This is a genomic window from Stenotrophomonas sp. FW305-C-20-S1 (genome assembly GCF_058783335.1).
In genome coordinates this window covers 257,720-282,750 of record NZ_JBYTEK010000001.1, presented here as the reverse complement: position 1 = coordinate 282,750, position 25,031 = coordinate 257,720, and the positions used below count along the sequence as shown (strand labels likewise).

General features: G+C 67.0%; 25 protein-coding genes. 15 read left to right on the top strand and 10 right to left on the bottom strand.

Features of this window, described 5'->3' with window-relative positions; genetic code table 11:
- The first annotated feature begins 395 nt into the window (after window positions 1-395).
- The gene (locus tag AC3WTC_RS01270; protein WP_492710164.1) at window positions 396-2,747 is read left to right on the top strand and encodes a GH92 family glycosyl hydrolase; all 2,352 of its coding nucleotides are present in this window, start codon (window positions 396-398) and stop codon (window positions 2,745-2,747) included.
- Between the two features lie 197 nt (window positions 2,748-2,944).
- Here AC3WTC_RS01270 and AC3WTC_RS01265 read toward each other — a convergent pair whose 3' ends face one another.
- Complete coding sequence (locus AC3WTC_RS01265; RefSeq protein WP_154880545.1) at window positions 2,945-3,688, bottom strand: SDR family oxidoreductase; 744 nt, start codon at window positions 3,686-3,688, stop codon at window positions 2,945-2,947.
- A gap of 106 nt (window positions 3,689-3,794) precedes the next feature.
- On the opposite strand from AC3WTC_RS01265, the gene AC3WTC_RS01260 reads away from it, so the two are divergent.
- On the top strand, window positions 3,795-4,688 hold the full coding sequence (locus AC3WTC_RS01260; RefSeq protein WP_134832640.1) for a LysR family transcriptional regulator: 894 nt from the start codon (window positions 3,795-3,797) through the stop codon (window positions 4,686-4,688).
- A gap of 14 nt (window positions 4,689-4,702) precedes the next feature.
- Here the strand turns inward: AC3WTC_RS01260 and AC3WTC_RS01255 are convergent, their stop codons facing one another.
- From AC3WTC_RS01255 to dkgB, 5 genes are read right to left on the bottom strand one after another with little or no spacing between them, the layout of a single operon-like run.
- Window positions 4,703-5,692 carry an aldo/keto reductase gene (locus tag AC3WTC_RS01255; protein ID WP_492710161.1) on the bottom strand — a complete coding sequence of 330 codons (990 nt, stop codon included), beginning with the start codon at window positions 5,690-5,692 and terminating at the stop codon, window positions 4,703-4,705.
- 24 nt (window positions 5,693-5,716) lie between these two features.
- Window positions 5,717-6,046, bottom strand: a complete 330-nt coding sequence (locus tag AC3WTC_RS01250) for a MoaF-related domain-containing protein (protein ID WP_248150006.1) — start codon at window positions 6,044-6,046, stop codon at window positions 5,717-5,719.
- The gene (locus AC3WTC_RS01245) at window positions 6,043-6,981 is read right to left on the bottom strand and encodes a cyclase family protein (protein WP_492710159.1); all 939 of its coding nucleotides are present in this window, start codon (window positions 6,979-6,981) and stop codon (window positions 6,043-6,045) included. The genes AC3WTC_RS01250 and AC3WTC_RS01245 overlap by 4 nt, the downstream gene beginning before the upstream one ends.
- Window positions 6,982-7,000: 19 nt before the next feature.
- Window positions 7,001-7,930 carry a TIGR03571 family LLM class oxidoreductase gene (locus AC3WTC_RS01240; protein ID WP_025874409.1) on the bottom strand — a complete coding sequence of 310 codons (930 nt, stop codon included), beginning with the start codon at window positions 7,928-7,930 and terminating at the stop codon, window positions 7,001-7,003.
- Between the two features lie 13 nt (window positions 7,931-7,943).
- Complete coding sequence (gene dkgB / locus AC3WTC_RS01235) at window positions 7,944-8,747, bottom strand: 2,5-didehydrogluconate reductase DkgB (protein WP_025874410.1); 804 nt, start codon at window positions 8,745-8,747, stop codon at window positions 7,944-7,946.
- A gap of 112 nt (window positions 8,748-8,859) precedes the next feature.
- On the opposite strand from dkgB, the gene AC3WTC_RS01230 reads away from it, so the two are divergent.
- Entirely contained in the window at window positions 8,860-9,762 is a 903-nt protein-coding gene (locus AC3WTC_RS01230) for a LysR family transcriptional regulator (RefSeq protein WP_080148660.1), read from the top strand.
- On the opposite strand, the gene AC3WTC_RS01225 is transcribed toward AC3WTC_RS01230, so the two are convergent.
- Entirely contained in the window at window positions 9,704-10,621 is a 918-nt protein-coding gene (locus tag AC3WTC_RS01225) for a helix-turn-helix domain-containing protein (protein ID WP_248150015.1), read from the bottom strand. The two genes, AC3WTC_RS01230 and AC3WTC_RS01225, sit on opposite strands and share 59 nt — an antisense overlap.
- 123 nt (window positions 10,622-10,744) lie before the next feature.
- On the opposite strand from AC3WTC_RS01225, the gene AC3WTC_RS01220 reads away from it, so the two are divergent.
- Entirely contained in the window at window positions 10,745-12,934 is a 2,190-nt protein-coding gene (locus AC3WTC_RS01220; RefSeq protein ID WP_492710156.1) for a TonB-dependent receptor, read from the top strand.
- A gap of 7 nt (window positions 12,935-12,941) precedes the next feature.
- On the opposite strand, the gene AC3WTC_RS01215 is transcribed toward AC3WTC_RS01220, so the two are convergent.
- The gene (locus tag AC3WTC_RS01215) at window positions 12,942-13,418 is read right to left on the bottom strand and encodes a MerC domain-containing protein (protein ID WP_080148663.1); all 477 of its coding nucleotides are present in this window, start codon (window positions 13,416-13,418) and stop codon (window positions 12,942-12,944) included.
- A gap of 32 nt (window positions 13,419-13,450) precedes the next feature.
- Here AC3WTC_RS01215 and AC3WTC_RS01210 point away from each other — a divergent pair, with 32 nt between their 5' ends.
- The 8 genes from AC3WTC_RS01210 (at window position 13,451) to AC3WTC_RS01175 (ending at window position 20,070) form a co-directional block, all read left to right on the top strand.
- On the top strand, window positions 13,451-13,984 hold the full coding sequence (locus AC3WTC_RS01210; RefSeq protein ID WP_025874415.1) for a ZrgA family zinc uptake protein: 534 nt from the start codon (window positions 13,451-13,453) through the stop codon (window positions 13,982-13,984).
- Window positions 13,981-14,676 (top strand): ATP-binding cassette domain-containing protein, encoded by a 696-nt coding sequence (locus AC3WTC_RS01205; RefSeq protein WP_492710153.1) that lies wholly within the window; start codon window positions 13,981-13,983, stop codon window positions 14,674-14,676. Before AC3WTC_RS01210 ends, AC3WTC_RS01205 begins: the two co-directional genes overlap by 4 nt.
- The gene (locus AC3WTC_RS01200) at window positions 14,669-15,922 is read left to right on the top strand and encodes an ABC transporter permease (protein ID WP_080148665.1); all 1,254 of its coding nucleotides are present in this window, start codon (window positions 14,669-14,671) and stop codon (window positions 15,920-15,922) included. Before AC3WTC_RS01205 ends, AC3WTC_RS01200 begins: the two co-directional genes overlap by 8 nt.
- Window positions 15,923-15,957: 35 nt before the next feature.
- Window positions 15,958-16,473 (top strand): DUF3299 domain-containing protein, encoded by a 516-nt coding sequence (locus AC3WTC_RS01195; protein ID WP_189914692.1) that lies wholly within the window; start codon window positions 15,958-15,960, stop codon window positions 16,471-16,473.
- Entirely contained in the window at window positions 16,463-17,092 is a 630-nt protein-coding gene (locus AC3WTC_RS01190) for a DUF3299 domain-containing protein (RefSeq protein ID WP_080148666.1), read from the top strand. The genes AC3WTC_RS01195 and AC3WTC_RS01190 overlap by 11 nt, the downstream gene beginning before the upstream one ends.
- On the top strand, window positions 17,089-17,847 hold the full coding sequence (locus tag AC3WTC_RS01185; RefSeq protein WP_080148667.1) for a hypothetical protein: 759 nt from the start codon (window positions 17,089-17,091) through the stop codon (window positions 17,845-17,847). The genes AC3WTC_RS01190 and AC3WTC_RS01185 overlap by 4 nt, the downstream gene beginning before the upstream one ends.
- 125 nt (window positions 17,848-17,972) lie before the next feature.
- Window positions 17,973-19,505: an MFS transporter gene (locus tag AC3WTC_RS01180; protein ID WP_080148668.1), complete on the top strand. Its 1,533-nt coding sequence runs from the start codon at window positions 17,973-17,975 to the stop codon at window positions 19,503-19,505.
- A 4-nt stretch (window positions 19,506-19,509) separates the two neighbouring features.
- Complete coding sequence (locus tag AC3WTC_RS01175) at window positions 19,510-20,070, top strand: TetR/AcrR family transcriptional regulator (protein WP_080148669.1); 561 nt, start codon at window positions 19,510-19,512, stop codon at window positions 20,068-20,070.
- A gap of 28 nt (window positions 20,071-20,098) precedes the next feature.
- Here the strand turns inward: AC3WTC_RS01175 and fdhD are convergent, their stop codons facing one another.
- A complete protein-coding gene (fdhD, locus tag AC3WTC_RS01170) occupies window positions 20,099-20,956 on the bottom strand; it encodes a formate dehydrogenase accessory sulfurtransferase FdhD (RefSeq protein WP_080148670.1) in 858 nt (285 codons plus the stop codon).
- Between the two features lie 212 nt (window positions 20,957-21,168).
- On the opposite strand from fdhD, the gene AC3WTC_RS01165 reads away from it, so the two are divergent.
- On the top strand, window positions 21,169-23,454 hold the full coding sequence (locus AC3WTC_RS01165) for an FdhF/YdeP family oxidoreductase (RefSeq protein WP_492710149.1): 2,286 nt from the start codon (window positions 21,169-21,171) through the stop codon (window positions 23,452-23,454).
- A gap of 9 nt (window positions 23,455-23,463) precedes the next feature.
- On the opposite strand, the gene AC3WTC_RS01160 is transcribed toward AC3WTC_RS01165, so the two are convergent.
- Window positions 23,464-23,898 (bottom strand): hypothetical protein, encoded by a 435-nt coding sequence (locus tag AC3WTC_RS01160; protein WP_139784893.1) that lies wholly within the window; start codon window positions 23,896-23,898, stop codon window positions 23,464-23,466.
- Window positions 23,899-24,008: 110 nt separating this feature from the next.
- On the opposite strand from AC3WTC_RS01160, the gene AC3WTC_RS01155 reads away from it, so the two are divergent.
- Entirely contained in the window at window positions 24,009-24,332 is a 324-nt protein-coding gene (locus AC3WTC_RS01155; protein WP_139784894.1) for a hypothetical protein, read from the top strand.
- Window positions 24,333-24,449: 117 nt separating this feature from the next.
- Entirely contained in the window at window positions 24,450-24,986 is a 537-nt protein-coding gene (locus tag AC3WTC_RS01150; RefSeq protein ID WP_025874426.1) for a DUF411 domain-containing protein, read from the top strand.
- Window positions 24,987-25,031: the final 45 nt, after the last annotated feature.

The window sequence follows — 25,031 nt, the reverse complement described above, 5'->3', positions numbered from 1 at the left end:
TGAGCTACGAGAAAAGCCGGAGGGCCATGCGGCCGCCGCGCACCGCCCGCCGCAGTCACGGCAAGCAGCTCTCGTAGCTCATTCCGGGGTTCCAAGCCCGGCAGCGGTGTTCGCGCTGCGCGGATATCCTGCACACGCATTGGCGGTCTGTTCCACCCGGCATTGCATCTGGACGTCTCCATTTACGGGCTGAGTTGTTTCATTAGGGCCCATTCCGACAATTGCTTGCGCATTCGCATCGAAATGGGTCTGCCAGCCCTGGCAGCATCCCTTCAATTCCTGTGTCGATCCATCCAATCGGTTGCAGATGCATGCGTTGAAGGCGGCATCCGCACTGCAGCATGCGACACCGTCACCCCGGTGCTAGGATCTGACCACCACCTGAATCGATCCAAATGCCGATGCCCACGCTGGACCGTCGTCTCCTGATCGCTGTCGCCGCCACGGCGATGTTCGCCTCCGGCCTGGCTGCGGCCGCCCCGGCCAAGACCGCCGCCGACAAGGCCTATGCCTCGGTCGATCCCTTCATTGGCACCGGCGGTGAGGGGCATACCTACCCCGGCGCGACGGTGCCGTTCGGCATGGTCCAGCTCAGCCCGGACACGCGCATCCAGCCGCGCGAGAAGGCCTACGGCTGGGCGGCGGGCTACCGTTACGACGACAGCAGCATCGTCGGTTTCTCGCACACGCACTTTTCCGGCACCGGTCATTCCGATTTGGGCGACATCCTGCTGATGCCGTTCACCGGCAACCCTGGACTGGAGCGCGGCGACCCCGAAAAGCCACGCAGCGGTTACGCCTCGCGTTTCCGCCACGATGACGAGAAGGCCGAACCGGGCTATTACGCTGTCACCCTGGACGACTACAAGGTGCGCGCCGAGCTGACCACCAGCGCCCGCGTGGGCGTGCATCGCTATGCGTTCCCGAAGGGCAGCGAAGCCAAGGTGCTGCTGGACATGCGTACCAGCATGTATGACTACCCGGGCAAGATCCTGTGGTCGCGGGTACGCGTGCGTGGCGATGGCACCATCACCGGCTTCCGCGAGACGCGTGGCTGGGCCGCCGGCCGCCAGCTGTATTTCGCGATGCGCTTCTCGCGGCCGCTGGCCAGCCACGCGCTGCACAACACCGAACAGGACATCGTCTACAAGGGCTTTGCGCCCCCGGGCGAGAAGGACCCGGCGCAGCGCGCGCAGATGGAGGGGCGGCAGCTGGTGGGCACCTTCGACTTCGGCAAGCTGGATGCACCGCTGGTGGTGAAGGTGGCCATTTCGCCGGTCAGCGAGGCGGGCGCCATCGCCAACCTCGATGCCGAAGTGGCCGACTTCGATTTCGACCGTGTGCGCGCGCAGGCGAAGCAGGAGTGGACGCAGGCGTTGTCGGTGCTGGATATCGATGCACCCGAACACGCGCGTCGCAGCGCGTACACCGCGCTGTACCACACGCTGCTGGGGCCGACGCTGTTCATGGATGCCGACGGCCAGTACCGCGGCGCGGACAACGCCGTGCACCAGGCCAAGGGCTATACGAACTATTCGACGTTCTCGCTGTGGGATACCTACCGGGCGCTGCACCCGCTGCTGACCCTGGTGCAGCCGGAGAAGCGCAACAGCGATTTCGTCAATTCCATGCTGGCCCATCATGAGCACAGTCCCTACGGCATGCTGCCGGTGTGGTCGTTCCATGGCCTGGAAGACTGGTGCATGATCGGCTACCACGCGGTGCCGGTGATCGCCGATGCCTACGTGAAAGGCATTCGTGGCTTCGACGCGGACAAGGCGCTGAAGGCGATGGTGCAGACCGCCAACTACGGCCCTTACGATGGCATCGCGCAGTACCGTGAGCTGGGCTACGTGCCGATCGACGAGGAGGGCGAAGCAGCCAGCAAGACGCTGGAATACGCGTTCGATGACTGGACCATCGCGCGCATGGCGCAGGCGATGGGCAAGACCGATGTGGCCGCAACCTTCGACAAGCGCGCGGGCAACTGGCGTAACGCCTTCGACAAGGACACCGGCTTCATGCGTGCGCGCAAGCGCGATGGCAGCTTCCGTACGCCGTTCGACCCCAGCGCCAGTGGCTACGGCACCGACTACACCGAAGGCAATGCGTGGCAGTACTCATGGTACGTGCCGCAGGATGTGGCCGGCCTTGCCGCAGCGCATGGTGGCAGCGACAAACTGCTGGCGCGCCTGGATGAAGTGTTCAACGCGAAGGTCGATCCGGCCATCTTCGAGCACATGGAAGACATCACCGGCCTGATCGGCTGGTATGCGCATGGCAATGAGCCCAGCCACCACGTCGCCTACCTGTACTCGCATGCCGGCCAGCCGTGGCGCACGCAGGCACGCCTGAAGCAGATCATGGACACGCAGTATGCCGATCGTCCCGAGGGCCTGGCCGGCAACGATGACGTGGGCCAGATGTCGGCGTGGTACGTGTTCACCGCGCTGGGTTTCTACCCGGTAGCGCCGGGCTCGGGCGAGTACATCCTCGGCCGCCCGTTCCTGCCGAAGACCGCAATGCGGCTGCCCAACGGCAAGACCTTCACCATCGTGGCCGAAGGACTGGACGACAAGCACACCTATGTCGGCAGCGTGACCCTCAACGGCAAGCCGTTGCAGCGCACGTTCCTGCGCCATGATGAGATCCTGGCCGGCGGCGAGCTGCACTTCACCATGCAGGCCGAACCGAACAAGGACTGGCCGGGGCAGGGCGCGCAGGCACCGTATTCGATGAGCCGGTAACACCCACGGTAGCGCCGGGCCATGCCCGGCGGTTGAGGGGCGGCGCCAACCAAGGTTGGCGTCTACCGGAACCGCGCACACCGCATTGAGGCGCCCTTGGTAGATGCCAACCTTGGTTGGCATGCCGCGCGCCCACCACGGTGGGCGACTACCGATGTGGCGTGATCTGGTAGATGCCAACCTTGGTTGGCACGCCGCTACACCATCCCACCATTGGCCCGCAGCACCTGGCCATTGATCCAGCCGCCATCGGCACCGGCCAGGAACGCCACCGCGCCGGCGATGTCTTCCGGCGTACCCAGCCGCTCCAACGGATTCATCTTCGCCAGCCGATCGATCAGTTCCGGCGACTTCCCGTCCAGGAACAGATCGGTGGCGGTCGGCCCGGGCGCCACCGCGTTCACGGTGATGCCGCGCCCACGCAGTTCCTTGCTGAGAATCGCGCCCATGGTCTCCACCGCGGCCTTGCTGGCGGCATACACGCCGTAGTTTTCCAGCTTGATGCCAACCACGCTGGTGGACAGGGTGACGATGCGACCACCGTCGCGCACGCGCCGCGCGGCCTCGCGCAGCACATTGAATGCACCCTTGAGGTTGATGCCGATCACACGGTCGAACAGGGCATCATCGCTGTCGGCCAGTGCGGCCAACTGCAGCACGCCGGCACTGTTGACCACCACATCGATGCCACCGAAGCGTGCATCGATGGCGTCGAACAGCGCGTGCACGGCCTGCGGGTCGGCGACATCGGCCTGCAGGGCGATGGCGTGCCCTCCGCTGGCGGTCAATTCGGCAGCCAGTGTTTCGGCCTCATCACGGCGCCCGGCATAGTTGATCACCACGGCATGGCCGTCGGCGGCCAGACGGCGCGAGATGGCCGCGCCGATGCCACGGGAGCCCCCGGTGACGAGGGCGACAGAGCGGGAAGCAGAGGAGGTCATGGCAGATTCCAGAAGGGCGCGCCGGCATGGCGCACGGCCATCTTCGTCTCTCCGCCGTCGCGGATAATCATGGATAATCCGGAAACATCATCCGGCCATCCGAACAATGGACAGATTCACCGCCCTGCGTGCGTTCGTGCGGATCGTCGAGCGCCGCAGCTTCAGCCGTGCCGCCGAAGACCTGGGGCTGCCGCGGGCCACGGTGACCGACGCGATCAAAGCACTGGAGCAGCGTCTGGGCGTGCGCCTGCTGCACCGGACCACGCGCGTGGTGGTGCCGACGCTGGAAGGCGAGGCCTTCTACGGCCGCTGTCTGCGCCTGATCGCGGACATGGACGATGCCGAAGCCGCGTTCCGTGACGTGCCGCCACGCGGGCCGCTGCGCATCGAGGTGCACGGTACGCTGGGGCGCCACCTGTTGTTTCCGCATCTGCCGGATTTCCTGCAGCGGTACCCGGACATCGAACTGGAGGTCAGCGAAGGCGACCGCTATGTCGACCTGCTGCGCGAGGGGGTGGACGGGGCCATCCGCGTGGGAACCCTGGCCGACAGCGATCTGGCCGCACGGCGCCTGGCGTTGCTGCGCGAGGTCACGGTGGCGTCGCCCGCTTACGTACAGGCACACGGGCGGCCGGAGAGCATCGCGTCGCTGGCGGCGGGACACCAGATGGTCGGCTACCGTTCCAGCGCCACCGGCCAGCTGATTCCGCTGGAGTTCCAGCAGGGTGGGCAGGTTCGCCACGTGCCGCTGCCGGCACGCGTGCGGGTGTCCGGTGCGGACGCCTTCCTCGGTGCCGCGCTGGCCGGGTTGGGCATCATCCAGGCACCGCGTTACCGGATGGACCCTTACATCGCGCGCGGGCAGTTGCTGGAGCTGTTGCCCGGGATGCCACCCACACCGAGCCCGGTCAGCCTGGTCTATCCGCGCAACCGTACGCCATCGCCGCGGCTGCGGGTGTTCATCGACTGGGTGGCGGCTGTGTTCGAGCACGCAGGCTGACGCCGACCTACCGGTCAACCCAGGCCGGGCAGCGGCGCGTGCGATGACACCAGCTGGCGGTCGCGCAATGCCTGCCAGAACGCGGTGGGAATCGTCGCCCCGGCCAACGCCAGGTTCTCGGCGATGCGCTCGGGACGGCTTGCACCGGGAATCGCCGCTGCCACTGCCGGGTGCGCCAGCGAGAACTGCAGCGCGGCGGCGCGCAGGTCCACCTGGTGTTCTGCCGCAACGTCGCGCAATGCCTGCACGCGGGCCAGCACCTCTGGCGTGGCGGTCTGGTATTCGTAATGCGCGCCGCCGGCAAGGATGCCGGAGTTGTACGGCCCGCCGACCACGATGCCGACGCCACGTGCAACGCTGTCCGGCATCAACCGCTGCAGGGCCTCTTCGTGGTCGAGCAGGGTGTAGCGCCCGGCAATCAGGAAGCCATCCGGGTCGGCCTGCTGCAGCGCCATCTCGCAGGGCTGCACGCGGTTGACGCCCAAGCCCCAGGCCCTGATGACACCTTCCTCGCGCAGGCGGGTGAGCGCCACGGCGGCCCCGTCCAAGACCTCCTTCCAGGCATCGCCATGGAAGTCACGCGCCGGATCATGGATCCAGACGATGTCCAGGCGATCGGTACGCAGGCGCTGCAGGCTCTCCTCGATTGCGCGCAGGGTGCCGTCAGCGCTGTAGTCGTAGACGATGCGGTTGGGCAGGCCATGCTCGAACAGGCCACCTTTCTCACCAAGGTCACGCCGGGTGGTGTCTTCCACCTCGTCCAGCACACGGCGGCCGACCTTGCTGCTCAGTGCATAGGCATCACGGTCGTGATGCTGCAGGGCCTCGCCCAGGCGCAGTTCGGCCAGGCCAGCGCCGTACAGCGGTGCGGCGTCGAAGTAGCGGATGCCCTGCTGCCAGGCTGCCTCGACGGTATCCAGCGCCTCCTGCTGGGGGATGTTGCGGTACATGTTGCCCAACGGTGCGGTGCCGAAGCCGATGGGCGAGGGAATGGAAAGTCGCATGGGAATCTCGTGGGGAAGGGACATTCAGTCGTGCGGGGGCAGCGCCTGCAGCGTGCCCTGCATGCGGTGGAAGCGGCCGTCGGTGGCGGTGAACCACGCCAGCGAATGGCCGTGCAGGAAGTCATCGACGTGCACCACGGTGGCACCGTCGGCTTCCTGCCAGGAAATGGCATAGATGCCCTCGGCAACCTGCCGCCACTCGCAGCTGGCTTCGCCGTGGGCACCGGCATAGATGCCGGAGACGATGGCGTAGTGCACGCGATGGCCATCAGCGCTGTAGCGGTTGTCGGCGGCCAGGCCGTCATAGCTGACCCGGAACCGGCGACCGGCAAACATCGGCGGGGCGTCGCTCATCGGATCGCCACCGGGTTGATGTTGACCTGGGTGGAGCCGACGTACAGCGGCTGGCCGAGCACGAACAGGAATTCCCAGGCCTTGTCGCGCACCAGCGCGCGGCTGTCGATCAGTTCCAGGTTGTAGATGCCGCGCTTGGCCAGCATGTACTGGTTCACCGGGAACTCGTCGGCGCCGTGCGGATTGGGGTAGACCTCCGAGGCCCAGGTGTCACCGCCGAAGGCGACGATGCCCTGGTCGGCCAGCCACTTCGCCGCGTCCATGCCGATGCCCGGCTCGACCTGCAGGAACTGCGTGTTGTCCTTGCCGATCAGCTCCAGCCAGCCGGTGTTGAACAGCACCACATCGCCCTTGCGCAGGGTCAAGTGCTGCTGCTTCAGCACGGCCTGGATGTCGGCGACGCTGAACTCGGTGCCGCCGGGCACGATGGCCTTGCCGTAGTACGCGGTCATGTCCAGCACCACGCCGCGTGTGACCAGCGGCGGCACCTTCTCCACGCCCAGCCTGCGCACGCCATCGACGCTGACGAAGTCGGCGGCCTTGTTGCCGTTGTAGTAGACGTTGTCGATGCCGATGTGGCCAATGCCGTTGAGCTGGGTGCCGACACCGGTCCAGGCGTTCACCAGTTCATCGTTGAAGGTGAATCTGTTCGGGCCCAATGACTTGCCGGCCTGTTGCCCGACCTGCACGTTGTACAGGCGGAAGCTGCGATGGCGAAAGGCGGGCAGGTTCTTGTCCACCGGTACCGCCAGCGGATACGTCTTGCCGGTCTTCACCAGCGACACCGCCTGCTTGACCACATCGGCGGTGAGCAGGTTGGCCGCGCCGATCTCATCGTTGGCGCCGTATATGGAGGGATACCAGTCCGCAGCGAGAGCGGTGGAGGGCAGCGGGAGCGAGGCCAGTGCAAGCAGGGCCAGGGAGGTGATGTTCATTGCGGGGCTCCAGTGCCGGTCACGCATGCGCCGCGAACTGCGGCAGCACGTACTCGGCGATTTCGTGGAAGGTGTCGGCCAAAGGCCGTTCGTTGCGGCGGAACTGCAGGCCGATGTGATCGACGCCGGCGGCCTGCATCGCCTGCAGTTCGGCCAGCAGCGCATTGCGGCCGCCGCGCAGGCCGAAGCGCCAACGCTGCAGCGGTGCGTCGGCCCGTTCCAGCAGATCCAGGTGGATGAAGCTTGCATAGGGTTTGTTGCCGGCCACCGCGCGCCACGCCGCCACGCGGTGGGCGTGTTCCTGGGGCGTGCCGGGGTAAGCCAGGCAGCCGTCCATATGTGCGCCGATCCAGGCCGGCTGCTGCTGCGCCAGGCCGGCCACCAGCAGCGGCAGCGCCCGACCATCGGCAGGCAGTACTTCCAACCCCTGCGGCAGCCGTGCAGCGGTGCCTTCGCGCAGCAGCCCGATCTGCTCGCGGAAGCGCGTGCCACGGGTGTCGAAGTCGCGGCCGAACAGCGGGTACTCCACCGGCCGGTCGCCGCTGGCAACGCCCAGCAGCAGGCGATCGCCACTGAGCTGCTGTACGCTGCGTGCCGACTTCAACGTCAGCAGAGGTTCGCGGATCGGCAGCACCACCGCGCCGGTCCCCAGCAGGATCTCTTCGGTGATGCCGGCCAGGTAGCCGAGATAGGTGAACACTTCGAACACCTGCGCGGCATCGCCGAATGCCGGGTCGTACACCGGCACGTCGCGCACCCACAGCGCACGGAAGCCGAGGCGGTCGGCCAGCCTGGCAAGGTCGGCGTGCTGCTGCAGGTCCGGTTCGCCCGGCAGGCGGCGCGCAATGCGTCGTGCCTGTTCGCCCAGCGGCGTCCAGTCGTTGTCCAGCGGCGCTTCAATGCCAATGCTGAAGCCGCCCGCCTGCAGTCGTGTCAACGCAGTAGCCATCAGCGCGTGCTCCTCAGTCCCAGGCAGGCGCCAGGCCCGGCGGGTCGACTTCGCGGCCGTTGCGTTCAAGTGCGGCGATCGCAGCCATGTCTTCGGCATCCAGCTGCAGCTCGCGGGCAAGCAGGTTGCTGGCCAGGTTTTCGCGCTTGGTCGAGGAAGGAATGACGGCGTAACCCAGCTGCAGCGCCCAGGCCAGTGCGACCTGGGCCACCGTGGCCTGGTGCTTGTCAGCGATGGCGGCCAGCACCGGGTCCTTCAGTACCTTGCCGTAGGCCAGGGTCATGTAGGAGGTCACCGCGATGCCCTGTTCCTGCAGGAAAGCCGTCAATGCCGGGTTCTGCAGATAGGGGCTGAGCTCGATCTGGTTGGTGGCGATCTGGCCCTGGCCAACTACGGCGATGGCCTGGCGGGTCAGTTCGATGTTGAAGTTGGATACGCCGATCTGCCGGGTCAGGCCCAGCGTCTTCGCTTCGGCCAGCGCGGTCATGTACTCGCGCAGCGCGACCGCGCTGCCCGGTGCCGGCCAGTGGATCAGCAGCAGGTCGACATGGTCGGTGCGCAGCTTGGCCAGGCTCTCGCGCAGGCTCGGCAGCAGTCTGTCGGCGGCATGGTTGTCGACCCAGATCTTGGTGGTGATGAACAGTTCGTCGCGCGGTACACCGGATTCGACGATTGCCTGGCCGACCTCGGCTTCATTGCCGTAGATCTGCGCGGTGTCGATGGCGCGATAGCCGAGCTCGAGGGCGTTGCGCACTGAATCGATGACGGTCTGGCCGGTCAGGCGGAACGTGCCGACGCCAAAGGAAGGAAGGCTCATGGGAACTCCAGCTGGGTAGGGAGCGGTGTGCTCCGATGGGGGCCAGTCTGGTCGCTTTACATTTGCAGATTAAGCCGTGTATACGGGAAATGCTTTTGCGTCGAGGTAAAGAATGAAAACGACCCTGGATGAGCTGAAGGCGTTTGTCGCCGTGGTCGACAGCGGCTCGATCACCGCCGCCGCCGAAGCGCTGGGACTGACCATCTCGGCCACCAGCCGCACTCTGGCGCGCTTGGAGGACAAGCTGCAGACCACGCTGCTGCGGCGGACGACGCGGCGGCTGGAGCTGACCGAAGAGGGCGCGGCTTTCCTGGAATACGCGCGCACGATCCTGGCCACGGTGGACGAAGCCGAGGAACAGATGGCGGCGCGCCGGCAACAACCGGTAGGGCGGTTGCGGGTGGATGCGGCCACGCCGTTCATGCTGCACGTGATCGTGCCGCTGCTGGCCGGCTTCCGCGAGCGCTATCCGCAGGTGCAGTTGGAGCTGAACTCCAACGAGGGCATCACCGACCTGATCGAGAAACGCACCGACGTGGCGTTCCGCATCGGCGTGCTGCGCGATTCCACCCTGCATGCGCGGCCGATCGGCCACAGCCGCATCCGCGTGGTCGCCAGCCCGGAGTACCTGCGGCAGTACGGTACGCCCACCCGCATCGCGCAACTGCGCGCGCACACGCTGCTGGGTTTCACCCACCCGGGTTCACTCAACGAGTGGCCGCTGACCGACGCCGATGGCGGTCCATTGGTGATCCAGCCGGCCATTGCATCTTCCAGCGGAGAAACGCTGCGGCAGATGGCGGTGAACGGGCTGGGCATCGCCTGCCTGTCCGATTTCCTGACCCGCCAGGACCGGCGCGAAGGGCACCTGGTACAGCTGTTCGCCAAGCAGACCCAGGAGGTCCGCCAGCCGATCAACGCGGTGTACTACCGCAACACCGCGCTGGCCGCGCGCATCACCTGTTTCGTCGACCACGTGACGCAGACGCTGGGTCAACGCCCGTTCGACGAATAGCGTCCTGGTGGCCGGTGCCTTGCGCGGCCCAGGCGCTGGGCGTGCAACCGGCCACGCGCTGGAAGGCCGCCGCGAACTTGCTGGGATTGGCGTAGCCGCAGGCCAGCGCGACCTCGGTGACGCGCTGCCCCTTGGACAGTGCGTACTGCGCCCAGTGCATCCGGCGCTCGGTCAGGTAGGCATACGGTGGCATGCCGGTAGCGGCGCGCAGGGCGCGGCTGAACGTGGTCGGTTCCATGCCGAGTACGTCTGCCAGCGCTGCGACATCCAGCGACTGGGAACGGTGTTCATCGATGAAGTCCTGCAGCCGGCGCAGTTGCCGCGATGACAGCGGTGCAGCCATCCGCGGCCGGGCGGGCGGTTGGCCGGCAAGCTGCGCCAACCGCCGCACCACGACTTCTGCGCCGTACTGCAGGAAGCCGGGCACGCTGGCGTCAGCCTGCGCGCTGGACCACAGCGCGTGCAGTACGGCAGCGATCACCGGGTCGCGATGCAGCCGCAGGGAAAGGGCGTGGATGTCCGGGAAGCCGCCAGGCGCATCACGCCACTGCGCGGTATCGATGGCCATTCCCAGCAGCTCCACGGCTGGGCTGGCGTAGTGTCCACGATCGCCGGGCAGTACCACGTTGAACTGGCCCGGATGCCAAGGCGCCTGCAGTACCCCGGCAGTGGTGCGTTGATACAGGCTGCCGCCACCGGCCAGCGCCAGGCCCAGCCGCAGCTGGTGCGGGTTGCCCATGGGGCCTTCGCTGGCCTGGAAGCCATGGCGCAGCAGAACGATCGCGCCGTCCTCGCTGGTCACGGTGCCACCACTGGGCAGGGCGGCTTCCCGGTGCAACTGGTCGGCGAGGGCGGGCATGGCAGGTCCAGGAATGGAGCAGCGCTGACTGCAATGGAGTGGCGGCGAGCGCGGAATGTTACAGGATAACAGTTTGCGCCAGCTGGCCCGCCAAGCGCGTTTCCGTTCCTCATGAGGTCTACCTTGAAATCCCCCGTTTCCTCCGTTGCCCTTGTCGCAGCGTCGTTGCTGGTTCCTGTTGTTCCTGCCCACGCGCAGTCCGCCGATGCCACCACCCTTGATGGGGTGGTGGTCACCGGCTCCAAGCGCGACACGCCCTACCTGAAGAGTGACCTGTCGGTGACCGTGCTTGATCGGCAGGCACTGAAGGAAGCCGGTGTCACCGAGTTCCGCGACCTGGACAAGCTGGCGCCCAACGTGAAGTTCAACGTGATGGGCCAGCTGAGCAACATGTTCATTTCCATCCGTGGCATCGAATCCAATCCCTTCCTGGTCAACCGCGCGTCGGTGTACATCGATGGCATTCCGTTCCGTGAGCTGAGCAACGCAGTACTCAACCAGGTTGAATCGGTTGAGGTGCTGCGGGGGCCGCAGGGAACCCTGTACGGCGCCAACAGCGAATCCGGGCTGGTGCTGGTGCGCACGCGCGGCCCGGCCGATACCCGCGAGGGTGAGGTGAACGTGCGCAACACCTGGTTCGGCAACGGCAACGGTACGGCCGTGGATGGTTTCCTGGCTGGCCCGCTCGGCAAGGGCGGCACGCTGTCGGGCTCGGTGGCGTTCATGGGCTCCGATGAGGATGCCTACTTGAAGAACCTGACCCCGTACGGCGCGCGCGGCGAAGTGAAAGAGGGCTACCTGCAGGGCAAGCTGCGCTGGCGTCCCAGCGATTACGTGACCGTCAACGCCTTGGCCTATCACCTGCGCACGCGCGCACCGGGCATGTTCGAGTACGAGTACCTGCCGCTGGATACCGGCCTGTACAACCGCACCTATGGCGACCGCCTCAATGGTGGCCGCCATGCAGGTGACTTCACCTACATCAACGATGCGCCAAAGCGCACCGAAAAGCACGAGACCGTCGCAGGCCTGAGCGCGCAGTGGCAACTGCAGGCCGGCACCCTGGATGTGGCCGCCTCGTACCGCAGCGAGGAAGCCAGCTCGGCCGGCTACGACTTCGACATGACCGCCAGCTCCGCGCTGGCCGGGTACATACATGACAAGAAGAATGCCTGGAATGCCGAGGCGCGCTTCAGCTCGCCCAGCGACCAGGCGTTGACCTGGATGGCCGGTGTATCGACGTACCGCATCGACAAGGATTCGATCCAGGGCACCTTCGTCGGCCCGGCGCTGCGGGGCCTGGACAGTTACAACCTGGCGCCGCGGCAGACCTCCAAGGGTGAGGACTACAGTGTTTTCGCGACCGGCAGCTACACGCTGCCGGCATTGCCGAAATTGACCGCCAGCCTCGGCATTCGCCACGAACAGGCCCGCCGTTCCACCGAGCAGCGTGCCGGATTCCTCGACCTGGGCGCGGGAGGCCTGGTGCGCTACCGCGACGCGGCCCTGGCGCATACGTTCTCGGCCACGTTGCCCCGCGTCTCGCTGCGCTATGACGCCAGCGATGATCTGTCGTTCTATGCGGCCTCGGCCAAGGGCTACATCCCCGGCGGCTTCAACCTGGCCGCCGCGCAGAGCGATGTGATCAACGACAAGGTGCTGCGCTACGAATCCGAGCGCATGTGGAGCCATGAAATCGGTTTCAAGATGAACCTGGCTGGCGGCCGTGGCCATATCGGCGGTGCCCTTTTCCACATCAGCTCGGACAACTGGCAGGAAATCCAGGTGGCCACCGATGCCAACGGCCGGCCGATCTCGTCCGACTACGTGGGCTCGGATGCCTCGATACGGTCGCGCGGTGCAGAACTGGAAGGTGTGTTTGAAGTCGCGCCGGGGTTTACGGTGATGGCCAACGTCGGCTATGTCGATGCGACGTACACCAAGCTCTGGGTAAGCCCGCAGGAGAACCTCCACGGCAAGCGGGTCAAGCTGACGCCGCACTACACAGGCTACCTGGCAGCGCGGTATCAGTTCGACTCCGGCATCTATGCCCGGGTGGAATCGCAGTTCACCGGCTCCAGCGCGCTGGACGAGCGCAACCGCGCGTTCCAGCCGGCCGTGGCTGTGCTCGGCGTGCAACTGGGCTATGAGCGCGGGCCGTGGAGCACGCGCGTGTTCGTGCAGAACCTGACCGACAAGCGCCGCATCAATGGCCTGATCTTCGACAACCTGGCCTTCGGCCGCGACGGCAACTACTACGGGCCGGTGGACAGCCCGCGCATTGTCGGCGCCGAGGTCGGCTACCGGTTCTGAGCGGGCATCAGCCGGCGGGCCGCAGGGCCCGCCGGTTGCGCAGATGTGCGGTGGCCAGCATCACCCCACCACAGGCGGTGGCAGCGCCGTGCCAGAGCAGCGATTCCTTCAACGGCAGGTACAGCGAGGCGGACAGCAACAGGATCGCGCCTGCCAGGGCCACGCACAGCGGCAGGGCGCGTCGATGGCGGCGCTTGCCGGCGGCGGTGCTGAGCAGGGCGATCGACGAGGCCAGCAGCGCGAACAGCCATTCCCAGCGCGACATCACCAGCAGTGCGGTCATCGCGCCATGGCCAGGGTGCTGGAACGAGCGCAGCGCCATCATCGCCGCTGGCGTGAAGGCCAGCAGCAGGGGCAGGGCCACGCAATGCGCGGCACAGGCCAGCGACAGCCATGCGCCTGCCAGATCGAAACGGGGATGCCAGCGTGCCCAAGCTGGCGGTTGGGTGCGGGCCCTTGCGGGCGAGATCGGGATGTGGTCCATAATGTTACAGAGTAACAATACGGAGCCGCCCGATGAAACGTTCTGCCGCCCTTCTGCTGCTGCTTGCTGCCCATTCTGCGAACGCCCACGACGTGCGCCATCACGGTGCTCATGTCCATGGCCAGGCCGATGTCGATCTGGCCGTGGACCAGGGAACGCTGGAACTGGCACTGCGTGCGCCCGGCATCGGCATCCTCGATTTCGAGCGACCCCCGGCCGACAGCCGCGAACAGGCCGCATTGGCGCGGGCGCGATCGATCCTGCAGAGCGGCAGCTGGGTCACGTTGCCGACCGCTGCGCAGTGCCGGTTGGACCATGCCGAGGCGACGGCGGAGGGCTTTGCGCCAGTGGCTGTGGCAGCACAGCCAGGCCAGCACACGCACGCTGGATTCACCGCCGCACTGCGCTACCACTGCGCCAACCCGGCAGCACTGCGCGGGCTGGCATTGCCGCTGCCTACGCTGTTTCCGGGGCTGCACGAGGTGATCGTCAACACCGCAACATCGACCGGGCAAGGGCGCAGCGTGGTTACTGCTGACAGCCTGCGGGTGCCGCTGGCGCCATGAACGACGATGCCATCATCGACCTGCAGGGCGTGCAGTTCGGCTACTCAGGCCGTGCAGTGCTGGGCATTGCACAGCTGCAGGTGCGCGCAGGCAGCAACGTGCTGCTGCGCGGGACCAGCGGCTCGGGCAAGAGCACGCTGCTGGGCCTGCTGGCGGGCATTCTGCTGCCGGCCAGCGGCAGCATCCGGGTTGCCGGCCATCGGGTGAACACGCTCGGTGCCGCCGCGCGCGATCGTTTCCGTGCCGACCAGCTGGGCGTGATCTTCCAGCAGTTCAACCTGCTGCCGTTCCTGAGCGTGCGCAACAACATCGCTTTGGGCGTGCGCTTTTCGCCATTGCGCAACGCGCGCATTGAAGGTGGGCTGGACGCGGAAATCGCGCGTCTGCTGCGTGCGCTGCAGCTCGATCCGGCACTGATGCCGCGCGCGGCAGGCACGCTCAGCGTCGGCCAGCAGCAGCGCGTTGCCGCTGCCCGTGCCCTGATCGGTCGCCCGGCGGTACTGCTGGCCGACGAACCGACCTCGGCGCTGGACCCCGAAGCGGCCACGGCGTTCGTGCAGCTGATGTCCGCGCAGTGCCGCGCCGCTGGCACCACCGCGCTGGTGGTCAGCCACGATGATCGCCTGCAGCCGTTGTTTGACCAGGTGTTGTCGCTGGGTGATCTGAACCGGGCAGGGGGTGCACGTGTTTGAGTTGGCCTGGGCCAGCCTGCGCAGCCGCGCCTTGAGCGTGAGCCTGACCGTGCTGGTCATCACCCTGAGCGTGGTCCTGCTGCTGGGCGTGGAGCGCATCCGCACGCAGGCCCACGAAGGCTTTGCCAGCACCGTCTCGGGTACGGACCTGATCGTGGGCGCACGCTCGGGGCCGGTGAACCTGCTGCTGTACTCGGTCTTCCACATCGGCGACCCGACCAACAACGTGTCCTGGCAGTCCTACCAGGAACTGTCCACGCTGCCGCAGGTGAAATGGGCGGTGCCGCTGTCGCTGGGCGATTCCTGGCGTGGCTATCGGGTGATCGGCACCACCGCCGGCTATTTCGAACATTACCGGCATGGCGCAGGGCATGCGCTGGCATTCGCGCAGGGCCAGCCGTTCGACGACCTGTATGACGCGGTGGTCGGCGCCGAAGTCGCGCAGGCCGCGCACATCGGCCTGGGCACTGAGATCGTGCTGGCCCATGGCACCGGTGCGGTAACGCTGGCCACGCATGCCGACAAGCCGTTCCGCGTGGTCGGCATCCTGCAACGTACCGGCACGCCGGTGGATTCGTCCGTGCTGGTGTCATTGCCGGCGATCGAAGCGATCCATGTCGATTGGCGCTCCGGCGTGCAGTTGCGCAGCCAGCATGTCAGCGCAGAACAGGCACGGCAGCTTGACCTGACCCCGACCAGCATCACCGCCTTCATGCTCGGGCTGAACTCGCGCATCGCCACCTTCGGCGTGCAGCGCAGCATCAACGAGTATCCAGACGAAGCGCTGCAGGCGATCCTGCCCGGCGTGACGTTGCAGCAGCTGTGGCAGTCGCTGGGCACTGCCGAGCGCGCGCTGCAGCTGATCAGTGCGATGGTGGTGCTGCTGGGCATGGTGTCACTGATGGCGCTGCTGGTATCGACGCTGCAGGAACGCCGCCGTGAGATGGCGGTGCTGCGCGCCACCGGTGCGCGCCCGGCCTATGTGGCCTGCCTGCTGGTCGTTGAGGCCGTGGCCACTGCAGCAATGGCCTGCGCGTTGGCGCTGGCGGTGCTGACCTGTGCCAGCGCGGCCGGGCGCAGCTGGGCGCTGGCCAATTTCGGTCTGTCGATCACCCACGTCTGGCCGGACGCGCGCGAACTGGCCTGGGTGGGCGGCGTGCTGCTGATCAGCGCGGTTGCCGGCCTGCTGCCTGCGCTGCTGGCCTACCGGCGCACCCTGGCCGATGGCCTGGCGCCTGCGTCGTGAGCGCGGGCGTGCGCTGGTTGCTGCTGGCTGCGGCAATGCTGCTGGTTGCCTGCACGCGGCCGACCGATACCGGTGTGCAGGCACTGCCGCCGTCGCCGGTACAGAGCAATGCTGGCACGCAAAGCGAGCAGGAACTGGACTGGCTGCAGATGCTGCCCAGCGACGAACTGGCAGCACTCGAGCGCGGTGAGGGGCCGGAGGTGCAGCACAACGGCAACCGGCGCATGGCCCAGTTCGGTACGTTCCGTACGGTGGACGCGGTACTGGATCGCGCAGTGCGGTTGCCGGGCTACGTGGTGCCTTTGGCCAACGCGGCAGATGGCCGACTGGTCGAATTCCTGTTCGTGCCGTACTACGGCGCGTGCATCCACGTGCCACCGCCGCCACCGAACCAGATCGTGCATGTGGTGCTGCCGCGGCCGATCGCCATGCCCGACATGTACTCGCCGTTCTTCCTGGCAGGCGTGCTGCGCGCCGAGCGGGTGGACGATGATCTTGCCGGCTCCGCCTACAGCATGGCCGACGCCGAACTGAGGCCTTATGAACCGTAGCGCGAAGCTGCTTGGCGGTGTGCTTGCCGCTGTACTGCTGGCCAGTTGTGGCCGGCCCGCCGTGGACGCCTCACCGCCACAGGCCAACAATGCTGCTGCGTCGCCGGTGGCGGCGTCTGCAGTGATCGACCGCTGGGACGCGCTGATGCCCGAAGAGGACAGCTTCCAGCGTCCACCGCCGCAGATCGGGCTGTCGCGTGGCAATGGCATGGACGGGGTGGGGGGCTTGATCGACGATACGGGTTCGGGCTCGCTGCCTGGGCAGGCCATCGATCACTCCAGCCCGCTACGCGCGCAGCAGTTCGGCTCGTCGGCGGTGGTCGATGGCGTGGATGGACGGGCGCTGGACCTGGATGGCTATGTGGTGCCGCTGGCGATGAACGACGCCGGGCAGGTGGACGAACTGCTGTTCGTGCCGTTCTATGGCGCGTGCATCCACGTGCCGCCGCCACCACCGAACCAGATCATCCATGTCACCCTGGCCAGCCCCATCACGATGGGCGCGCTGTGGGATCCCTACCGGCTGTCTGGGCGCCTGCAGGTGAAGCACTTCGAGGCGGATATCGCCAGCGCGTCCTATGACGCTGCCGCAGCGACGCTTTCCGCGATCAACCGATGACGAGGCTCCGCGCACGCACCGTCGCGCTGCTGATGGCGGTGTTGCTGCTGGCAGGCACCGGGGTGGCGCTGCTGTGGAACGCTACGCACGCGCCCTCGCCACCGGCCGTTGCATTTCCCGCACCAGTGGCGGAAGCGCAGGCACGCATCGAACATCACCTGGCGGCCGACAAGGCCTTTCGTGATGACCTGCTGTTCCTGCTGGTGGCGACGCTGCGCGACCGCTGCGAACCCGTGCAGGCGGGAGTGCTGGCGCGCATGGCCAACCGTGCGTCGCTGCCGGTGCTGGCGGCGGTCAGCGCCGTGACCGCGCAGGATGCGAGCCTGGACCGACCCATCTACCAGTACATCCAACACCGCGCCGACGCCACCGGCTGCGGTCAGCCACTGCGCGTGCCGGCAGGCGAAGGCGGCACTATCGAGGTGGACATCGAACAGTACGCGCGCACCTTCCCGGACAGCTACTTCGATCCGCAGCGCAGCAGTGTGCCGCGTGACTTCGGCGCGCGTCCGCTGGCGGAACGCGCCGGCAACGCCTGCAACAGCGTGGTCTATTCGGTGCTGCCGCTGGGAGGGGGCGATTGGCGCTGCAGCACGCTGCGCAGCAACGCCCGCGCGCGGGTGCGTGCGCTGTGCGAAGAGGAGATGCAGCGCCAGCACGGCCATCTGCAGGGGGAGCTGGATGCCGCAGTGGGACGCGCCATGCAGGACCCTATCGTGCAGGCGGTCGCTGCCTTGCCTGCGGAGTGCAGGTAGGCCCCGGGTCATGAGGCAGGGAGCATTGCACCTCCCGGCAGCTGAATGGATCTGACTGGTAGCCCCATAACTATACAGGATGTCCTGTATAGTTATGGATGTACTCCTTCCCCATCCAGGTTCCCATGGCTCTCTCCCAGCCCTTGGACGGTGCTCCGTCCCTGTCGCGCGCCCGACGCTGGTCGCTGCTGTTCACCGTTGCCGCCGGCCTGCTGCTGGTCACGCTGGACAACTCGGTGCTGTATACCGCGCTGCCGACCCTGACCGAGGAGCTGTCGGCCAGTGCCGGGCAGGCGCTGTGGATCATCAACGCCTACCCGCTGGTGATGGCCGGTCTGCTGCTGGGCGCTGGCACCCTGGGTGACCGCATCGGCCACCGCCGGATGTTCCTGGTCGGGCTGGTGGTGTTCGGCATCGCCTCGTTGGCAGCGGCGTTCTCTGCAACCGCAGGGCAGCTGATCGCCGCGCGTGCCTTCCTCGCCGTGGGTGCGGCGGCGATGATGCCGGCCACGCTGGCCTTGATCGGGCTCAGCTTCCATGAAGAACGCGAGCGCAACATCGCCATCGCGATCTGGGGTTCGGTGGCCATCGTCGGTGCGGCGCTGGGGCCGATCATCGGTGGCTTGCTGCTGCAGCACTTCTGGTGGGGCTCGGTGTTCCTCATCAACGTGCCGGTGGTGGTGGTCGCTTTCATCGCGACCCTGCTGCTGGCGCCGGAAGGGCAGCGCGACAGCACCCGCCCATGGGACCTGCTGTCCTCGCTGCTGGCACTGGCCGCGCTGTCGGGCCTGGTACTGGCGATCAAGTCGCTGATCGCCACGCCGCCCTCGTACAGCGTGGGCGCGGTCTCGCTGCTGCTGGCGATCATCTCCGGCATCGCCTTCAGCCGCCGCCAGCAGCAGTTGCCGTATCCGCTGCTGGATTTCGCCATCTTCCGCAATCCGGCCTTCCTTGCCGGCACCCTGTCGGCGGTGTTCACCCTGTTTGCGATGGCAGGGCTGCAGCTGCTCACCACCCAGCGTTTCCAGCTGGTGGCCGGCCTCAGCCCGTTGCAGGCGGGCCTGCTGGTATCGGTGGCGGCGCTGGGCAGCCTGCCCAGCGCGTTGCTGGGCGGCAGCGTGCTGCATCGCGTCGGCCTGCGTCCGCTGATCTGCGGCGGTCTTGCGGCCGGCGCGGTAGGTGTGGGCGTGGTGGCGCTGGGCTTCCCGCATGGGCTGGGCTGGGTGGTGGCCGGCATGGCGATCACCGGCTTCGGCATGGGTGCTGCCATCTCGGTGGCGTCCACCGCCATCCTCAACAACGTGCCGCCGCATCGTGCGGGCATGGCCTCGTCGGTGGAGGAAGTGTCCTACGAGTTCGGCGGCCTGCTGGCCGTCGCGCTGCTGGGCAGCCTGAGCGCTGCGATGTACGGCGCTTTCCTGCCGGAGTCGGCGGGTATTCCCGCCGCCGCGCGCGAGGGCTTCACCCAGGCGCTGCACGTGGCGCGTGAGGTGGGGCAGGGCGAGTGGTTCGCGCTGGCCACCGCGGCCTACGATCGCGGTTACCAGATCGTGCTGCTGGTGATCAGTGCGGTGCTGGCGGCCGGCGCGGTGATCATCGCGCGCCTGCTGCGTGGACGCGCCGGTGGCCGCGACGGCGCCGCCGATCGCGTAAAATAACGGCATGAGAACCAGCAAGCGCGAGCGCATCCTCGACGCCGCCGTCAGCGTGATCAACCGCGACGGCGTGCGTGCGGTCACCTTTGAATCGGTGGCGGCCGAGGCGCAGTTGACCCGTGGCGGCCTGCTGTACCACTTTCCTTCGCGCGAAGCGTTGCTGCGCGGCATCGACGAGCACCTGGTGCAGAGCTGGGAAGCATCGATGGAGGCGCTGCTGGGCAAGTCGGCCGGCGAGGCTACTGCGCTGGAGCGCTACCAGACCTTCGTGCGTGTGTCGGCGCAGAGTGCCACCCGTGCCGAGCTGATGTTCATGCTGGACTCGGTGGACCCCGAATTCCCCAGCGAGCGGCCGTGGGCACCGGTGGTGCAGCGCTGGGCGCCTTCGCCACCGGCCGCCGGCAGCGACGACCCGGCGGCGCTGGATAATTTCGTGGCGCGGTTGGCCGCCGATGGCCTGTGGATCTACGAGGCCATGTACGAAGGCCAGCTGGACGAGAACGTGCGCGCACAGGTGACCGAACGGATCGGCGGGCTGCTCTCTCTCGAGCGGTCCCGCAAGGCGTAGCAGCCAGTCCATCCGCTGAGGGCGCCCGTCAGGCAGGCGGATGCCCGTGCAGGCCATTCCCCTGCAGCCGCTCCGGGTGGGTATACACGTTGAAGCCTTCTTCGCGGGCGAAGCCCACCAGGCACAGGCCGGCACTGCGGGCCAGATCGATGGCGAGCGCAGTGGGGGCCGAGACGGCGGCCAGTACGCTGGCACCGGCGCGCGCGGCCTTGCTGACCATTTCGTAGCTGGCACGGCTGGATACCACCAGCAGGCCGCCATCGATGCTGTGTTCGTTGTGGTGCAGTGCACCGATCAGCTTGTCCAGCGCGTTGTGGCGGCCGACGTCTTCGCGCACCCAGCCGATGCGGCCACTGGCGTCGGCCCAGGCCGCTGCATGGGTCGAACCACTGGCAGCATTCATCGGCTGGCGTAGGGCCAGCCCAGCCAATGCCCGCTGCAGTGCAGCCGTCTGATACGTGCGGCGGTCCTTTACCGGAGGCAGCGGACGCAGCACGTCCTCCAGCTGGCGCGCACCGCACAACCCACAGCCGCCGCGACCCGGCAGCAGGCGCCCGTTGTCAGGATCCAGTGCGGCGCCGGGGGCGTCGGCGGACACGCTCATATTCAGCTCGATGCCCTCCAGTTGTGGCTGCACCTGGATGGACAGCAACTGGTCAGGACGCTCGATCAACCCTTCGCTGAGCGAGAAGCCCAGCGCGAAATCCTCCAGGTCGCATGGCGTGGCCATCATCACCGCGAAGGCCGCGCCGTTGTAGCGCATCGCCACCGGTACTTCTTCGGCGATCGTATCGACCCGTTGCTCCTGCCCCGTGCTGCGCCAGCGCTGCAGCGTGCGCAGGGCCGTGCCGGAGGGCGGGGGCGAAGGCAACGTCGATCCGGGCATGCGGCACATCCTGGGCAAAGCAGAAGGGCAGGCTACGCCCGGAGGATAGCGCAGCCATCCAGTGAAGACGCGGCGGTAACCGTTGCCATGGCAGCCTGCTGTACCCGGGCCGGGCCATGGCGCTGGGGTTGCCGGTGTGCTTGACTGGCCACGGCAGCCGGGCGCGAGCCCGGCACTGCAGGCAGGCACTCCACCAACGCAGGTTCCCGACCATGTCCGAACAGAAGCCGCCGCGTTACAAGCCTTACAATCAACCGGCAGGTGGCTGGGGGGCCGCCGGTGCGACCGCCAAGGTGCTGCTGCAGCAGAGCGTGATCGGCAAAGGATCCAAGGCGCTGCTGGCGATGAACCAGCCGGGCGGATTCAAATGCCCCAGCTGCGCCTTCCCCGATGCCGACCACCGCAAGAAGCTGGAATTCTGCGAGAACGGTGCCAAGGCCCTGGCCTGGGAAGCGACCCAGCACCGGGTCACCCGTGAGCTGTTCGCCCAGCACACCGTCACCGAGCTGATGGCGCAGACCGATTACTGGTTGGAGCAGCAGGGCCGGCTGACCGAGCCGATGCGCTACGACGCCGCCACCGATCACTACGTGCCCTGCGAATGGGACGAGGCGTTTGCACTCATCGGTCGTCATCTGCAGGCGCTGGACAACCCCGACCAGGCCGAGTTCTACACCTCCGGCCGCACGCCCAACGAGGCGGCGTTCCTGTATTCGATCTTCGTGCGCGAGTTCGGTACCAACAACTTCCCGGACTGCTCGAACATGTGCCACGAGCCGACCAGCCGCGGCTTGCCGCCGGCGATCGGCGTGGGCAAGGGCACCATCGTGCTGGACGACTTCGAACACGCCGAGGCGATCTTCGTGATGGGCCAGAACACCGGCACCAACTCGCCGCGGATGATGAGCAACCTGGTGGAAGCGCGCAAGCGCGGTGTGCCGATCGTGGCGGTCAACCCGATGCCGGAGCGTGCCCTGATCCGCTTCACCGAACCGCAGGACGTGGTGCAGATGGCCACGTTCGGTTCCACCGAGATCACCAGCGAGTTCGTGCACGTCCGCATCGGCGGCGACCTTGCGCTGATCAAGGGCATGATGAAGGTGATGTTCGAGCGCGAAGCCCAGGGTGAGTCAGTGCTGGATCATGCCTTCCTGGCCGAACACACCGTTGGCCTGGAGGCGCTGCGCGAGGACGTGCTGGCGCAGAACTGGGATGAGATCGTGCGGGTGTCGGGCATCGCGCAGGAACAGATCCGGCGCTGCGCGGAGATCTACATCCGTTCGCAGGCGACGGTCATCTGCTATGGCATGGGCCTGACCCAGCACCAGCAGGGGTCGCGGCTGCTGCAGCAGGTGGCCAACCTGTTGTTGCTGCGCGGTAATTTCGGCAAGCCGGGCGCGGGTATCGGTCCGATCCGTGGCCATTCCAACGTGCAGGGCGACCGCACCGTCGGCATCGACGAGAAGCCGACGGCGCGCTACCTGGATCGCGTGCAGCAGGTGTTTGGTTTCGATCCGCCGCGCGAGCACGGCCACCATGTGGTCGAGTCGATCGCGGCGATGCTCGATGGCAGCGCCAAGGTGTTCATCGGCATGGGCGGCAACTTCATCCATGCCGTGCCCGATACCGAGCGCGCCTACCAGGCCATGCGTAGACTGGAACTGACCGTGGGTATTGCCACCAAGCTCAACCGGGGGCATCTCGTGCACGGTCGCGACGCGCTGATCCTGCCGGTGGTGGCGCGCTCGGAGTGGATCCGCACGCCGAAGGGCGAGCAGTTCGTCACCATCGAAGATGCGATGTCCAACGTGACGGCGTCGCGCGGCGTGCTGGAGCCGGCCAGCGACCACGTGCTGCCGGAGGTGGAGATCGTCTGCCGGATGGCGATGGCAACGTTGCCGGACAGCAAGGTGGACTGGGCCGCGTACATGCATGATTACGGCCCGATCCGCGACCTGATCGCCGCCGTCTATCCGGACATCTATGCCGGCTTCAACGAGCGCATCCAGGCACTGCACGGCTTCCACCTGGATATTCCGCCGCGCAGGCGCGTGTGGCCGACGCCGAACGGCAAGGCCAACATCCTCGTCATGCCGGGCCTGGAAGTGAACACGGTAGTCGATGACCCGGAGATGCTGCGTCTGGCCACGGTGCGCTCGCACGACCAGTACAACACCACCATCTACAGCTACAACGACCGCTACCGGGGCGTGTACAACGACCGCATGGTGGTGTTCATGAACATCGAGGACCGTCTGGCGCGCGGGCTCGGCAAGGAAGCCCTGGTAAGCCTGGAAACGATCAGCGACGACGGCGTGACGCGGCGAATCGAAGGCCTGACCGTGCTTGACTACCCGATGCCGCGCGGGGCGCTGGCGGGCTACTACCCGGAGCTCAACCCCCTGCTGCCGCTGGACTACTACGATCGGATCAGCGGTACGCCAGCGGCGAAATCCATTCCGGTACGGATGCGCGCGCAGGTCGACGTGCCCGCGTAGGCGCCGATCCTACAATTGCTCGTTGTCGCTCAGCACGATGCTGCCATCCAGCAGCACCGGCACCATCTGGGTCCAGCCCTTGGCGTTGTAGTCGAGGCTGACCAGGTACACCCAGCCGCGCGCTGCGTCCGCGCTCTGCGGCGCAGCGCCGGCGGTGAACCGCTGCAGGCTTACCTCGGAGACCACGAAGTCATCGCCGGGATAACGCAGGCGCGCGTGGGCCAGTGCTGCCGCCGCAGCTTGATGCACCGACAGCGGCGGCTCGGCGCGTGCCGGGTCGAACACGGGAAGCGTTCGCAACCGCGTCCCGCTTACCTGCCAGCGCTCACTGGTGTGGTCACCATCGCTGCTGGACAGCACGGTCCATTGGCGTTCGCCTGCCATGGCGGGAGCGCTAAGCAACGCGGACAGCAGGAGGGCAGCAGAGGCGAAGCGGGCAGGCATGGAAAGGCTCCAATGAACGTCATGCATGATGACAGCAGGCAGCGGCGACGGGCGCATCGTGCGTCGGCTATCATCAGCCCGTGGATATATCCGGCCTGCTGCTGCGACTGATGCTGCTCCTGACCCTGGTGCTCAATGCACCGGCGCTGGCGCTTGCCTCGGGCGGCATCAACGGTCAGTCCGGCGGTGGTCATTGCGATGGCCCCCACGAGATCGCCGGCGCTGCGATCTCTGTCACGCCCACCTGCTGCGATGAATGGGAGGCAGCCGCGTGCAGCAGCGAGGGCTGCGAGTGCGTGCCGACGAGTGTGGCCATGCTGCCGACATCGGCAAGCCTCGCTGCATGGCCGCTGCGTGCAGTGCCCGGCGACGCGCTGCCGCCGGCTCATCCCGCGCCTGCGCTGCCTCACCTGATTCGTCCGCCGATCGCCTGATTGCGCGCAGGTTGCGTACCTGCCGTCCTGCAGTACCCCTCATCTACTTGACCCACGCGCATCCGTCGCGTGGATGGCAGGCGCTCGCGCCTGCGATTGCAAAGGAAAACCTGATCCATGAACCGCATTCTTTCCCTGAGCCTGTTGCTCACCCCCGTTCTGCTGGCCACCGCCTGCGCGCGTGCCTCCGAAGAGGCCGTGTCCTCGCCCGCAACCGCAACCGCCTCGGCGGTCGAGGCGACGGCCGGAGCGACGATCGACCGGGAGCTTCCCCTGGCCATCGTGCACAAGACGGCCAGTTGCGGTTGCTGTGGCGTGTGGGCCGACCACCTGAAGGCTGCCGGCTTCGCGGTTGAGATACGCGATACCGATGACATGCATCCGGTCAAGCAACGGCTCGGCGTACCGGCCGGCAAGGCGTCCTGCCATACCGCCGAGATCGGTGGCTATGTGGTGGAAGGCCATATTCCGGCCAGCGACATCAAGCGCCTGCTGAAGGAAAGGCCGACGGCACGTGGCCTGGTGCTGCCGGGAATGCCGGCTGGATCACCGGGCATGGAAATGCCTGATGGCCATGTGCAGCCGTACACCGTGGAACTGGTGCTGGCCGATGGCAGCACTCAGCCCTTCGCACAGCACGGGCAGGGTGGCTGACAAGGTGTGGCGGGGGGGGGGGGGGGGGGGGGGGGGGGGGGGGCG